Annotated in this window: 12 protein-coding genes and 1 riboswitch; of the genes, 5 read left to right on the top strand and 7 right to left on the bottom strand. The window is 63.6% G+C overall.

The genetic code is table 11. The features are described from left to right. A complete protein-coding gene (locus PF66_RS18975) occupies positions 1 to 579 on the top strand; it encodes a YceI family protein (RefSeq protein ID WP_054063523.1) in 579 nt (192 codons plus the stop codon). A gap of 152 nt (positions 580 to 731) precedes the next feature. Here the strand turns inward: PF66_RS18975 and PF66_RS18970 are convergent, their stop codons facing one another. The 4 genes from PF66_RS18970 to ahcY all read right to left on the bottom strand — a co-directional run bounded on the left by PF66_RS18970 (position 732) and on the right by ahcY (position 6,187). Next, positions 732 to 2,579: a DEAD/DEAH box helicase gene (locus PF66_RS18970; protein ID WP_054063522.1), complete on the bottom strand. Its 1,848-nt coding sequence runs from the start codon at positions 2,577 to 2,579 to the stop codon at positions 732 to 734. A gap of 306 nt (positions 2,580 to 2,885) precedes the next feature. Continuing rightward, on the bottom strand, positions 2,886 to 3,644 hold the full coding sequence (locus tag PF66_RS18965; protein WP_054063521.1) for a substrate-binding periplasmic protein: 759 nt from the start codon (positions 3,642 to 3,644) through the stop codon (positions 2,886 to 2,888). A gap of 132 nt (positions 3,645 to 3,776) precedes the next feature. After that, a complete protein-coding gene (metF, locus tag PF66_RS18960) occupies positions 3,777 to 4,622 on the bottom strand; it encodes a methylenetetrahydrofolate reductase [NAD(P)H] (RefSeq protein ID WP_054059719.1) in 846 nt (281 codons plus the stop codon). A 155-nt stretch (positions 4,623 to 4,777) separates the two neighbouring features. Further along, positions 4,778 to 6,187 (bottom strand): adenosylhomocysteinase, encoded by a 1,410-nt coding sequence (ahcY, locus tag PF66_RS18955; RefSeq protein ID WP_054063520.1) that lies wholly within the window; start codon positions 6,185 to 6,187, stop codon positions 4,778 to 4,780. Positions 6,188 to 6,208: 21 nt separating this feature from the next. Then, positions 6,209 to 6,315, bottom strand: a riboswitch (S-adenosyl-L-homocysteine riboswitch). Positions 6,316 to 6,511: 196 nt separating this feature from the next. On the opposite strand from ahcY, the gene PF66_RS18950 reads away from it, so the two are divergent. From PF66_RS18950 to PF66_RS18940, 3 genes are all read left to right on the top strand, one after another. Continuing rightward, positions 6,512 to 6,919, top strand: a complete 408-nt coding sequence (locus PF66_RS18950) for an acyl-CoA thioesterase (protein ID WP_054059721.1) — start codon at positions 6,512 to 6,514, stop codon at positions 6,917 to 6,919. Between the two features lie 73 nt (positions 6,920 to 6,992). Beyond that, the gene (locus tag PF66_RS18945) at positions 6,993 to 7,847 is read left to right on the top strand and encodes a formate/nitrite transporter family protein (RefSeq protein ID WP_054059722.1); all 855 of its coding nucleotides are present in this window, start codon (positions 6,993 to 6,995) and stop codon (positions 7,845 to 7,847) included. Positions 7,848 to 8,048: 201 nt separating this feature from the next. After that, positions 8,049 to 8,435, top strand: a complete 387-nt coding sequence (locus PF66_RS18940; protein ID WP_054059723.1) for an MAPEG family protein — start codon at positions 8,049 to 8,051, stop codon at positions 8,433 to 8,435. Positions 8,436 to 8,568: 133 nt separating this feature from the next. On the opposite strand, the gene mltA is transcribed toward PF66_RS18940, so the two are convergent. Continuing rightward, positions 8,569 to 9,717, bottom strand: a complete 1,149-nt coding sequence (mltA, locus tag PF66_RS18935) for a murein transglycosylase A (RefSeq protein WP_054063519.1) — start codon at positions 9,715 to 9,717, stop codon at positions 8,569 to 8,571. Positions 9,718 to 9,863: 146 nt separating this feature from the next. Between mltA and PF66_RS18930 the strand changes: the two genes are divergently transcribed. Continuing rightward, a complete protein-coding gene (locus PF66_RS18930; protein WP_054059919.1) occupies positions 9,864 to 10,313 on the top strand; it encodes a c-type cytochrome in 450 nt (149 codons plus the stop codon). Between the two features lie 20 nt (positions 10,314 to 10,333). On the opposite strand, the gene PF66_RS18925 is transcribed toward PF66_RS18930, so the two are convergent. Both PF66_RS18925 and ligB read right to left on the bottom strand, forming a co-directional pair. After that, complete coding sequence (locus PF66_RS18925; protein WP_054059920.1) at positions 10,334 to 10,729, bottom strand: DUF1090 domain-containing protein; 396 nt, start codon at positions 10,727 to 10,729, stop codon at positions 10,334 to 10,336. A 97-nt stretch (positions 10,730 to 10,826) separates the two neighbouring features. Beyond that, positions 10,827 to 12,500, bottom strand: a complete 1,674-nt coding sequence (gene ligB / locus PF66_RS18920; RefSeq protein WP_054063518.1) for an NAD-dependent DNA ligase LigB — start codon at positions 12,498 to 12,500, stop codon at positions 10,827 to 10,829. Between the last annotated feature and the right edge of the window lie 81 nt (positions 12,501 to 12,581).

The raw sequence follows: 12,581 nt of genomic DNA, 5'->3' as shown, positions 1-12,581 counted from the left end.
ATGTTGAAAAAGACTCTCGCCGCCCTGGCAATCGGTACCGCACTGTTCACTGCCGGTCAGGCGATGGCCGCTGACTACGTGATCGACAAGGAAGGCCAGCACGCCTTCATCGACTGGAAGATCAGCCACCTGGGCTACAGCTTCGTACACGGCACCTTCAAGGACTGGAGCGGCAAGTTCAGCTTCGACGCCAAGGCGCCTGAAGCGAGCAAGATCGAGGTCGAGCTGAAGACCGCCAGCCTGTTCTCCAACCACGCCGAGCGTGACAAGCACATCGCCAGCAAGGACTTCCTGGACGTTGCCAAGTATCCGGAAGCCAAGTTCGTCTCCACCAGCGTCAAATCCACTGGCGAGAAAACCGCTGACGTGACCGGTGACCTGACCCTGCACGGCGTGACCAAGCCGGTGACCTTCAAGGCCACCTTCAACGGTGAAGGCAAGGACCCATGGGGCGGCTACCGTGCCGGCTTCAACGGTACCACCACCCTCAACCTGAACGATTTCGGCATCAAGGGCCCAGGCCCATCCTCCCAGACTCTGGACCTGGACATCTCGTTCGAAGGCGTAAAGGCCAAGTAATACTTTTCCTGTAGGAGCAGCGCTTGTTCGCGAAGGGGCCCGATGGGCATGGCTTGGCGGGCAAACCCTACTCCTGCAGGGGAAGCCGGCCACAATGAAAAACGCCCCCGGTTCTCACGAACCGGGGGCGTTTTTCATTGCCGAGGGAATACTCAGCGATTGCGGGTCAGCAACGCCGGTTTCTCGCCGCGTGGGCGGTTCGGCAACTGGTCCAGTTGCTCAGGCGTCAGGGAGCGATCGATCTTCGACTCCTTGTGCATGATCTTCGGCTGGTTCTCACGAGGGCTTTTCACCGCCGGCTCCTGGCGGAACGACTGGTCGTCCCGGGCCGGACGACGGTTGCGCGAGTCGTCGCGACGTGGCTGGCCATCCCGCGCTGCGCCATTACGGCCAGTACGCTTCTGGGCGCCCGCGCCTGCACCGGTGCCGTTGCTGCCGCGCTGGCCATTCTGCCGACCCTGGCCCTGGGCTGCACCGCCACGGGCTGCGCCTTGTCCGGCACCGCCGGGACGGCGACCACGACCCTGGGGCTTGGCGGCCTGTGGCACGTAGTCGACACGGTTGCCGAAGTTGTCCACGTCGTCATCGAGAAACTCTTCCGGGTCGCGGTCCGGTGCCGGACGCGGGATCTGGCGCTGTTGCTGCTGCTCGCGAGGCTTCTGCTCACGGGCCGGACGCTCGCCGCGACCGCTGTTCGCCGGCTTCTCCTTGCCGCCCTTGTCCTTGCCCTTGTCCTTGCGACCGCTACCGCTGCCACCGCCGTTGGCGCCGTCGCCACGGGGAGCACGCGCGTTGCGCGGGTTGCGGCCTTCCGGACGCTCGCGTACTTCCGGTTTTTCCGCTTCCACGGCGCTGGCGTCGAAGCCCATCAGGTCGCCGTCGGCGATTTTCTGCCGGGTCATGCGCTCGATGCTTTTCAGCAGTTTCTCTTCGTCCGGAGCGACCAGGGAAATCGCCTCGCCCGAGCGACCGGCACGGCCGGTACGACCGATGCGGTGGACGTAGTCTTCATCGACGTTCGGCAGTTCGAAGTTGACCACGTGCGGCAACTGGTCGATATCCAGGCCGCGGGCGGCGATATCGGTGGCGACCAGGATGCGGATCTCGCCGGCCTTGAAGTCGGCCAGGGCCTTGGTGCGGGCGTTCTGGCTCTTGTTGCCGTGGATCGCCGCGGCGGTCAGGCCGTGCTTGTCCAGGTACTCGGCCAGGCGGTTGGCACCGTGCTTGGTGCGGGTGAACACCAGCACCTGTTCCCAGGCGCCGGTGGTGATCAGGTGGGCCAGCAGGGCGCGCTTGTGGCTGGCGGCCAGGCGGAACACACGCTGCTCGATACGCTCGACCGTGGTGTTCGGTGGCGTCACCTCGATGCGCTCCGGGTTGTGCAGCAGCTTGCTCGCCAGGTCGGTGATGTCCTTGGAGAAGGTCGCCGAGAACAGCAGGTTCTGCCGCTTGGCCGGCAGCCGTGCGAGAACCTTCTTCACGTCATGGACGAAGCCCATGTCGAGCATGCGGTCGGCTTCGTCCAGCACGAGGATTTCCACGTGGGACAGGTCGACGCTGCCTTGCCCGGCCAGGTCCAGCAGGCGCCCCGGGCAAGCGACGAGCACGTCGACGCCACGGGCCATGGCCTGGATCTGCGGGTTCATGCCGACACCGCCGAAAATGCAGGCGCTGACGAATTTCAGGTCGCGGGCATAGAGCTTGAAGCTGTCGTGCACCTGGGCGGCCAGTTCGCGGGTCGGGGTCAGGACCAGTACGCGCGGTTGGCGCGGGCCGTGACGCTGGGATTTGTCCGGGTGACCGTTGGGGAACAACCGCTCCAGAATCGGGAGGGCGAAACCGCCGGTTTTACCAGTACCTGTCTGTGCCGCGACCATCAGGTCGCGACCTTGCAACACGGCGGGAATGGCCCGCTGTTGCACCGGAGTAGGCTCGGTATAGCCGGCGGCCTCGATGGCGCCGACCAAAGCCTCGGAGAGACCGAGGGAAGCAAAGGACATGAGTAATCCTGTTCAGTTAGGGCAAAGCCCGATGGGAATCTTGCCTGGCGCGAATGGCATCTGGGAGCTGAACAAAAGCGGCCGGCAGCGTGTGCGGCGTTTTCCTGTCCGGTCCTGGAGGACGCAATCCCGTCCGGTAATGCTGGATCTTGAGGCTCTACGCACGGCGCGCGCTGGCTCTTTGGCGGCGCAGGTCACTGTGTCGGAATACCTGATGCAAGGTCGAGCGTCCGGGCGTAAGCCTGGCGGGAACGCCGGAGTATAACAGAGCAATCGGCCTGTGCCGCGTTCCTGCTGCTCAACGGTTCACTGCTTTTTCCCGGCGCCGGGCGCGCCGGCATAGCGGGCGTTGAGTTCGGCATAGGCCGGTTCGCGCTTGAACCGCTTGAGTTCGGCGTTGAAGCGCTGCATCAGCAGGTCCATGCCGGCGTTGCGACGCAGGGCCAGGTATTGCCGATTGCGGCTGATCACGCTCGGGTACTGGGCGATCTGCTCCTGCAGGTTCAATTCGTTGAGCACATGCTGACCGACGCGGCGGTCGGTGATCACCAGGTCGATGCGCCCCAGGGCCAGCTTGCCGAAGTTGGACTCATGGCTGGGGGCCGGTTCGTGTCGGAACAGGCGCGATTCGTTGAATTGCGGACTGTACTGATAGCCCGGCGAGACGCCTACGGTCAGCCCGCGCAGATCATCCAGGCTGCTGAACGGATGGGGATGGGCCTTGGCGTAGAAGAGCACGAACTCCACTTCGGAAAGTGCCTCGTCGGGATACAGCAGTTTGTCGTCGCGCTGGCTGCTGTGAAAGATATCCAGGGCGCCGTCGGCCTGGCCCTGTTCGAGCATCGCCAGGCAGCGTTTCCAGGGCAGGAACTGCCACTCCACCTCGATCCCCAGGCGCTGGAAGACAATCGCCGTGGTCTCGTAGTCCAGGCCCTTGGCCTGGCCATTCTCCTCGTAGACATAGGGGGCCCAGGGTTCGGTGACAATGCGCAGTCGCTCGCCCCGGGCCGTCAGGCTCAGGCAAGTCAGGAGAATGGCTGTCAGCAGTTGGGCAATGACGGGCATTGCCAGAGAGTACGATGGGCGCGCAGTAAATAGCCAGAGCCGCGTGAGGGCTCTGTCCCGGGCTATTCCCGTTGCAATAAAAAAGGCCCTGGCTTGCGCGAGGACCTTTTGTTCACGGCCTTTGCTGTCGGATCAGCGCGGCAGCTTGAGATTGTTCCATACCGCCAGGCTCGGTTCGGCCAGGTTCAGGGTATAGAAATGCAGACCCGGCGCGCCGCCTTGCAGCAGGCGTTCGCACATCTGGGTGACCACCTGCTCGCCGAAGGCCTGGATGCTCTGGCTGTCATCGCCGTAGGCTTCCAGCTGCTTGCGGACCCAGCGTGGGATTTCCGCGCCGCAGGCGTCGGAGAAGCGTGCCAGCTTGCTGTAGTTGGTGATCGGCATGATGCCCGGCACGATCGGGATGTTCACCCCCAGTGCCCGTACGCGGTCGACGAAGTAGAAGTAGCTGTCGGCGTTGAAGAAGTACTGAGTGATCGCACTGTCGGCACCGGCGTTGGCCTTGCGCACGAAATGCTGGATGTCGTCTTCGAAATTGCGCGCCTGCGGGTGCATTTCCGGGTAGGCGGCGACTTCGATGTGGAAATGGCTGCCGGTCTCTTCACGGATGAAGCTGACCAGGTCGTTGGCGTGGCGCAGTTCGCCGCTGGCCATGCCCATGCCGGAGGGCAGGTCGCCGCGCAGGGCGACGATGCGCTTGATGCCGGCGTCCTTGTACTGGGTCAGCAGGCCGCGCAGGTCGTTCTTGCTGTCGCCCACGCAGGACAGGTGCGGAGCGGAAGGAATCTTTACTTCGCTCTCGAGCTGCAGCACGGTGTTGAGTGTGCGGTCGCGGGTCGAGCCGCCGGCACCGTAGGTGCAGGAGAAGAAGTCGGGATTGTGGCTGGCCAGCTGGCGGGCAGTGGCGAGCAGCTTTTCATGCCCAGCATCGGTCTTGGTCGGGAAGAACTCGAAGCTGTAGCGACGATCTTGGGACATGGTAATACCTGTGGAAGCTCAGAATACCAGTGTGGGAGCTGCCTGCCCGCAATGCAGTGGCCTCGATTCTGCAACAGTACCGAGGCGCTGCCATCGCCGGCAAGCCAGCTCCCACAACAGCCTGCTCTCGCCGGGAGAGCAGGCAACCAGGCCGATCAGTAGCGGTAGGCGTGCGGCTTGAACGGACCTTCGACGCTCACGCCGATGTAGTCGGCCTGGGTCTTGGTCAGTTGGGTGACCACGCCGCCGAAGCCGCGGACCATTTCCAGGGCCACTTCCTCGTCGAGTTTCTTCGGCAGTACCTCAACGGTCAGGCGCTCGGCTTTCTGGGCAGGCGACAGGTCGGCGTACTTCTGGCCGAACAGGAAGATCTGCGCCAGTACCTGGTTGGCGAACGAACCGTCCATGATGCGGCTTGGGTGACCGGTGGCGTTGCCCAGGTTCACCAGGCGGCCTTCGGCCAGCAGGATCAGGTAGTCGTCGTTCTGCGGGTCGAAATCGCCGTGGCCGGTGCGGTGGATCTTGTGCACCTGCGGCTTCACTTCTTCCCATGCCCAGTTCTTGCGCATGAAGGCGGTGTCGATTTCGTTGTCGAAGTGACCGATGTTGCAGACCACGGCGCGCTTCTTCAGGGCCTTGAGCATGTTCGCATCGCAGACGTTGACGTTACCGGTGGTGGTGACGATCAGGTCGATCTTGCCCAGCAGGGCCTTGTCGATGCTGGCTTCGGTGCCGTTGTTGATCCCGTCGATGAACGGCGAAACCACTTCGAAACCGTCCATGCAGGCCTGCATGGCGCAGATCGGGTCGACTTCGGTGACCTTGACGATCATGCCTTCCTGACGCAGGGACTGGGCCGAGCCCTTGCCCACGTCGCCGTAGCCGATCACCAGGGCCTGCTTGCCGGACAGCAGGTGGTCGGTACCGCGCTTGATGGCATCGTTCAGGCTGTGACGGCAGCCGTACTTGTTGTCGTTCTTGCTCTTGGTGACCGAGTCGTTGACGTTGATCGCCGGGATCTTCAGCTCGCCCTTGGCCAGCATGTCCAGCAGGCGGTGGACGCCGGTGGTGGTTTCCTCGGTGACGCCGTGGACCTTGTCCAGGACCTGCGGGTACTTCTTGTGCAGCAGTTCGGTCAGGTCGCCGCCGTCGTCGAGGACCATGTTGGTGTCCCAAGGCGCGCCATCCTTGAGGATGGTCTGCTCCAGGCACCACTCGTATTCCTGCTCGGTTTCACCTTTCCAGGCGAAGACCGGGATGCCGGCAGCGGCGATGGCGGCAGCGGCCTGGTCCTGGGTCGAGAAGATGTTGCAGGACGACCAGCGAACCTCGGCACCCAGGGCAACCAGGGTTTCGATCAGCACGGCGGTCTGGATGGTCATGTGGATGCAGCCCAGGATCTTGGCACCCTTGAGCGGTTGCTCGGCCAGATACTTGCGGCGCAGACCCATCAGGGCAGGCATTTCCGATTCGGCGATGATGATTTCGCGACGGCCCCAGGCAGCCAGGGACAGGTCGGCGACTTTGTAATCGGTAAAATCTGCAGGCGTGTTGACAGCGCTCATAGAGAGCCTCCATTCGTAGTGTGCGAATGGGCGCCGTTGTGCGTTTAGTATCCGGGCGCATCATCACGACCGGAGAACGCCCCATCCGAGCCTGACAGGTCGAGCCTGCTGCAGCGCCCCTCGGACAGGTGGCGGGTAAACGGTATCAGGGGAAGATGACCGTTTTGATCGGCGCTGAGTATAGCGGCCTGTCGAGGACTTCCCAAGGGTTTCTGTCGGTTCGATGAAGAATGCTCATGGCGACCATAGTCGAGTGTTCATAGAGCTTGACCGTACGGTCTGCCATGATAGCTGGCATCAATGGCAAGACGGTCAGGTACGCGCATGAATTTCCACACCCGCAAATGGGTCAAACCCGAAGACCTCAACCCCAACGGCACCCTGTTCGGCGGTAGCCTGTTGCGCTGGATCGACGAAGAGGCGGCGATCTATGCCATCGTCCAGCTGGGCAACCAGCGGGTGGTGACCAAGTACATCTCCGAGATCAACTTCGTCAGTGCCTCGCGCCAGGGGGACATCATCGAGCTGGGTATCACGGCCACCGAGTTCGGGCGTACTTCGATCACCCTGACCTGTGAAGTGCGCAACAAGATCACCCGCAAGAGCATCCTGACCGTGGAGAAGATGGTCTTCGTCAACCTGGGCGAAGACGGCCTGCCGGCGCCTCATGGTCGGACCGAGATCAAGTACGTGAAGGACCAGTTCAAGGAGGACGGGATCAGTCCGATCTGATCGCGCCAGTCACTGAACAGCCGCGAACCCGTGGTGTCCCACTTTTCAGGCACACCTTGGGTTCAGGCACTCGATGGATACGCAAAAAGACGGCAAGACCCCGGACCTGTCGCCCGAAGAGCGGCAGGACGTCACACGCAACCAGCCGCCAAGGGCGGCGGTGCTGCATGAAATCATCCGCCTGCAGGGCGACCAGGAACTGGAGCGCAGTGTCGCCGCGCTCGGCTGGTCGGCGCTGGCGGCTGGCCTGACCATGGGCCTGTCGCTGATGGCGATGGGACTGCTCAACTCCCGGTTGCCGGAGGGCGAGGCGTTCAAGGTGATCGCCAGCTTCGGCTACTGCGCGGGCTTTCTCGCGGTGATCCTCGCGCGCCAGCAACTGTTCACCGAAAACACCCTGACGGCGGTGCTGCCGCTGATGAGCCAGCCGACCCTGGGCAACCTCGGTCGCCTGCTGCGCTTATGGGGCGTGGTGCTGGTGGGCAATCTTTGCGGCACGCTGCTGGTGGCCTACGTGATGCTGCATCTGCCGATCTTCGACAACAAGACCGACCTGGCCTTTCTCGAAATCGGTCGCAAGGTCATGGAGCACGAGCCACAACAGATGTTTGCCAAGGGCATCGTGTCCGGCTGGATGATCGCCACCATGGTCTGGATGATCCCGTCCATGGAGAGCGCGAAGATGTGGATCATCATCCTGATCACCTACCTCATGGCGCTGGGCGATTTCACGCATATTGTGGCCGGTTCGGCCGAGGTCTCTTACCTGGTATTCGCCGGGGAACTGTCATGGCGTGAGTTCTGGCTGCACTTCGCCGGCCCTACGCTGGCCGGCAACATCATTGGCGGCAGTTGCATCTTCGCCCTGATCAGTCATGCGCAGATCCGCAGTGAAAGCGGGGCGCCGAGGGATTCGCATGATGCTTGAAAGGTGACCGAGCGGTTCTGGTGAGTACCCAACGCATTCGTATGGCGGCAGGCTTGTCAAAGTGTGAACGTATTTGCCCCGCGGGCCATCAGATGCGCTAGTGTTGTGTGCGCCTTTGCCGACTAGACCGGCTTGCGCGAAACCGGCGTGCCTGCATGCTGGTCGACATGTTCATCCAACTCCAAGAACAAGGACTTTGTCATGACTCCAGCACTCTGGTGTGTATTGATCGCGATCTTCCTGCCCTACTTGTGCACCGGTATCGCCAAGTTCAGTGGTGGCCAGTTCGGGCCGCGGCAGAACCATGACCCGCGGGCGTTCCTGGAAACCCTCGAAGGTTTCGCCAGGCGCGCGCATGCGGCGCAGTTGAACAGTTTCGAGGTGACCCCGGCCTTTGCCGCCGCAGTGATCATCGCGCATCTGGTCGGTCATGCCTCGCTGGTGACGATCAACGTGCTGGCGGTGCTGTTCATCACCAGCCGTCTGCTGTACATCATCTGCTACCTGGCTGACTGGGCAGTACTGCGCTCGGTGGTATGGGCAGTGGGGATGGCCTTGATCGCGAGTTTCTTCTTCGTGTCCATCTGAGGCCTGGCGAAGGCTTCTTCGCGGGCAAGCCCGGCTCCTGCAGTGCGGTGTCGGAAACAGGTTTTCCGACTACGACACCAGCCTGTAGGAGCCGGGCTTGCCCGCGAATAGGCCCCTACGGCCTGCACCGCAATCAGCTACCGATATCCGGCACCTGGGGCAACGCCATGCCCTTGGGCCACAGCATCCAGATATTGCCCTTCTGCTTCATGTCTCCCGCCAGTTGCCCGGCGGCGTCGCCGGTGCCCCAGAACAGGTCGGCGCGGACCTCGCCGGCAATCGCTCCACCGGTGTCCTGCGCCGCCACCGGCCGTACCAGCGGCGTGCCGTCCGGACGGGTGGTCGACAGCCACAGCAGGCTGCCCAGCGGAATGACCTTGCGATCCACCGCGACGCTGTAGCCGGCGGTCAGCGGTATGTTCAGCGAGCCACGCGGGCCTTCGTTGCTGTCCGGGTTGCGGGCAAAGAACACATAGCTCGGGTTGCTGGCCAGCAGCTCCGGGATGCGCGTCGGATGGGCCTTGGCCCAGGCGCTGATGGTGCCCATGGTCACGTCTTCCTTCTTCAACTCGCCCTGTTCCACCAGCCAGCGGCCGATGGCCCGGTACGGGTGGCCGTTCTGGTCGGCGTAGCCGATCCGCAGTTGCCGGCCGTCATCCAGGCGAATTCGGCCCGAGCCCTGGATCTGCAGGAACTGCAGGTCCATCGGGTCGGTCAGCCAGGCCAGCACCGGAGCCTTGACGCCCTGGGTGGCGATCAGTGCGGCGTCGTCATAGGGTTTGACCACACGGCCTTCCAGTCGTCCACGCAGGCGCTTGCCCTTGAGTTCCGGATAGAGGCTGTCCAACTGGACGATGATCAGGTCGTCCGGTACTCCATAGACCGGCACCGTGGCCTTGTCCGTGCGGGTCAGGCTGCCGGGGTAGACGGGTTCGTAGTAACCGGTGATCAGCCCGTCGGCACTGTTTTGCGCCGAGCGCAGTCCGTAGACCTCGAGGTTCTGCTGAAGAAAGCTGCGAATGGCCACGGGGTTGGCGGGCACATTGCTCGCCGCGGCACAGGTGGCCGCCCAGGTGGCGTCGCTCTTCAGCCGGGTGCAGGCGCTGCGCCACGAGGCGAAGCCGGCCTGCAGGTCGGCGTCGGAAACGTTCGGCAGGGCTTTCCAGTCGGCCTTGACGTAAGTGGTGACCGGCACGGGTGGCTGGTTGTCCTTGCCATTGCAGCCGGCGAGCAGGGCCAGGGCGAACAGGCTCCAGCCCAGGCGTTTGTAAGTGGTGTTCATGAAGCGGTGTATTCCTTGAGTGATCACCTGTTCAGTCGTTGTTCAGGTAATCCATTCATTGAGTGAGGGTATTGGCGGCCTGGCCTATTGGTGTTTGATCTTCAGGCGAGGATACTGGCCGCCGTCTCCCGTGACCTGATGCCATCATGACTATCAAGAAATTTTTCGTTGTATTGCTGGCCGGCCTGAGCCTCGCCGCCTGTGGCGGTATCGACCCGAACTCGCCACTGGGCCAGCGCAAGGCCATTTTCAAGCAGATGCTCAAGACCAGCGAAGACCTGGGCGGCATGCTCCGAGGTCGGATCCCTTTCGACGGCCCGGCGTTTGCCGAGGGAGCGATCAAGCTGGATAGCCTGTCCCATGAGCCGTGGAAACATTTCCCGCAGGTCAAGGAAACGGAGCATACCAGCGCCAAGGCCGATGTCTGGCAAAAGCAGGCGCGTTTTCAGGAACTGGCCCGCTCGCTGGAGAGCGCCACCGGCGAGCTGGTGGTGGCGAGCAAGGTCCAGCCCTACCAGGCCAGCCTGCTCAGGCCGGCGGTGGAAAGGGTCGAGGATGCCTGCGATGCCTGCCACAAGGAGTTTCGCGATCACTGAGTGAACGGGGGCGGGCCGGGCTACTTGTCCAGCTCGTCCAGGGCGTCCTGCAGCTCCTTGCGGGACTCGGCGAGTTTGTCCTTGCGCTTGTTGATCTTCTCCGGGTCACCCTTTTTCATCGCCTTGTCGAGGTCGGCCTGACGGCGGCTGACCTCGTGCCGGGCATCGAGCACCTTGTTCTCCCGCTCCTTTTTCAGCGAGGTGTCGGTGCAGTGGGTGGTGACTTCGTCCAGGGCCTTCTCCAGGCCGGCCTGTTGTTCGCTGTTGCCCTGGGCCCTGGCGGCCTCGAGCTGGTTGCTGATGGCCTGGCGCTTGGCCGCGCAACCGGTCAGTTCGGGTTGTTCCTCGGCGGCCAGGAGCGGGGCGGCCATGACCGTGCACAGGGTGAAAAGCACCAGTGAAGAGGGAAGTTTCATGAAAGGCTCCGTGCTGAAAAATACTGAAAAGTGACAATGAACAAATAAAAGCCGACTCGGTTGTATGAGTGTTCCGATTCGGTTTGCAGCTTTTTCCTCAGAACCCATCGACCCCGGCGACACGTAATGATTCAGCCAGGGCCACTACCTGTGGGTCCCGAAAGAAGGCACCCAGGCGCGTGGCCCGTTCGGGGCCGATCCCGGGTTCGGCCTGCCAGGCCCCGACGGTTCGGCTGGCCAGTGCCTGCCAGTTGCCGTCCAGCCTGATACCGGCACCGGCGGGTACGCCCAGGGCCCTCAGCCAGCGCTCGAACGGCCGTTGTCGGGCCAACCGGGCGTTATCGAGCAACTGCCGGCTGCCGACCGGGCCCAGGCCGGCAATGTTAGCAAGCTCGTGGGCATCGAGGGTCAGCCAATCGAGCAGTTGTTCAAGGCGGCCCGCGCGAGCCAGCTTTTCCCAGGTGCCGGGGCCCAGTCCTGGCAGCTCCAGCCCCTGCTTGCCGCTCAGCCAGGCCAGTCGGGCGAGAAACTGGCTTTCGCAGCCCGGGCCGTAGCGCCAGCAACTCGACTCATGGAAATCGTCCGGGTTGGGGACGTCGAGCGGTTCGCGTTCGACACTGCGCCAGACCACCGCGTCCAGGCGCGGAATGGTCAGGCCGGCGAGGCTGATGGCCACCTGATCGCCGGGACGAATGTCCAGCTCCCGCCAGCGTTGCAGCGAGCCGGTACTGACCCGCCTGATCTGACGGTCATCCAGGCGTACCGGGATCAGCTCGAGCATTGGCGTGATCCGGCCGGTGCGACCGATCTTGAAGCTGACCTGGCGTACATGGGCCAGGGCCTGGCTGTAGGGGTATTTCCAGGCGACGCTCCAGTAGGGTGCCCGGGCCTGCCAGAGGTGCGCGGCGGGCCGCTGACCCTGACGCAGAACCACGCCATCGCTGACGAAGGGCAACGGCTCTCGGAACCAGCGCTCGCGCCAGTGCCGGGCTTCGGCAAATCCCCTGATCGGCCGGCTGTAGGTCGCGCTGTCGGGGAAGCCCAGGGCGCTCAGGCCTTGCAGGCGCTCAGGCTGGGTCGCCGGGCCATCGGGCCAGTCCCAGACGAACAGGCCAATGCTTTCGCCCTCATCGGGTTGCAAGCGGTGCCGGGCCATCAGGCCGGCGACCTTGCTGCGGGCGTTCAGCCCGCCGTGTTCGGCCTGCACATGGCCGCTCTGGCGCCAGTACAACTCGCCTTGCAGCACCAGGTCGAGGGGTTGCGGCAATTGGCCAGGAATGGCCGCGATCCGGCGGGCCTGGTCGGTCCAGTTCTGGCCCTTGAGGCCGTCGCCACGGCTGATCACCTGCTGCAAGCGACCTTGCCGGTAGCTGAGGGTCACGGCCACGCCATCGACCTTGGGCTGGATCCATAGGTCCTGGCGGGTGCTGATCCAGTCCCGGGCCGCCTGTTCGTCCGGCAGCTTGTCCAGCCCGGTATGGGCAATCGGATGGGGAGTCGGCCCGCGCGCCTTGAGCAGCGGGTTGTCCGGCGGGTTCCCGCCGGCGGCAAAGCAGTCGCGCCAGCCCTGCAGGGTCTGGCGGGACTGGTCGTAGAGCTCGTCGGCGACCGGCGAAATGCCCTGGCGGTGGTAACGCTCGTCCCACTGGGCGATTTGCCGCTCCAGGGCCTCGATTTCGCGCAGGGCGCGCTCCTGCGGCCACTGCGGGCACGGCGCGGCCTGGGCTGCGAAACAGCAGATGAAAAAGGCGATACCCAGGACGAAGCCCATGCCGCAGCCTCCTTGCTCGACCGAAAGGCAAAGCCTAGGGCATTAAAAAGCCCCGCGGGGGCGGGGCTTTCTTACCGCATA

The organism is Pseudomonas asplenii, from assembly GCF_001293465.1.
GTDB lineage: Bacteria > Pseudomonadota > Gammaproteobacteria > Pseudomonadales > Pseudomonadaceae > Aquipseudomonas > Aquipseudomonas fuscovaginae_B.
The sequence above is the reverse complement of the archived record's forward strand: the minus strand, read 5'-3'. Positions and strand labels throughout refer to the sequence as shown.

Bases quoted from the DNA above. Each gene is read 5' to 3' on its own strand.
- PF66_RS18975 (WP_054063523.1), top strand. From the start codon at position 1: ATGTTGAAAAAGACTCTCGCCGCCCTGGCAATCGGTACCGCACTGTTC.
- PF66_RS18970 (WP_054063522.1), bottom strand. From the start codon at position 2,579: ATGTCCTTTGCTTCCCTCGGTCTCTCCGAGGCTTTGGTCGGCGCCATC.
- PF66_RS18965 (WP_054063521.1), bottom strand. From the start codon at position 3,644: ATGCCCGTCATTGCCCAACTGCTGACAGCCATTCTCCTGACTTGCCTG.
- metF (WP_054059719.1), bottom strand. From the start codon at position 4,622: ATGTCCCAAGATCGTCGCTACAGCTTCGAGTTCTTCCCGACCAAGACC.
- ahcY (WP_054063520.1), bottom strand. From the start codon at position 6,187: ATGAGCGCTGTCAACACGCCTGCAGATTTTACCGATTACAAAGTCGCC.
- PF66_RS18950 (WP_054059721.1), top strand. From the start codon at position 6,512: ATGAATTTCCACACCCGCAAATGGGTCAAACCCGAAGACCTCAACCCC.
- PF66_RS18945 (WP_054059722.1), top strand. From the start codon at position 6,993: ATGGATACGCAAAAAGACGGCAAGACCCCGGACCTGTCGCCCGAAGAG.
- PF66_RS18940 (WP_054059723.1), top strand. From the start codon at position 8,049: ATGACTCCAGCACTCTGGTGTGTATTGATCGCGATCTTCCTGCCCTAC.
- mltA (WP_054063519.1), bottom strand. From the start codon at position 9,717: ATGAACACCACTTACAAACGCCTGGGCTGGAGCCTGTTCGCCCTGGCC.
- PF66_RS18930 (WP_054059919.1), top strand. From the start codon at position 9,864: ATGACTATCAAGAAATTTTTCGTTGTATTGCTGGCCGGCCTGAGCCTC.
- PF66_RS18925 (WP_054059920.1), bottom strand. From the start codon at position 10,729: ATGAAACTTCCCTCTTCACTGGTGCTTTTCACCCTGTGCACGGTCATG.
- ligB (WP_054063518.1), bottom strand. From the start codon at position 12,500: ATGGGCTTCGTCCTGGGTATCGCCTTTTTCATCTGCTGTTTCGCAGCC.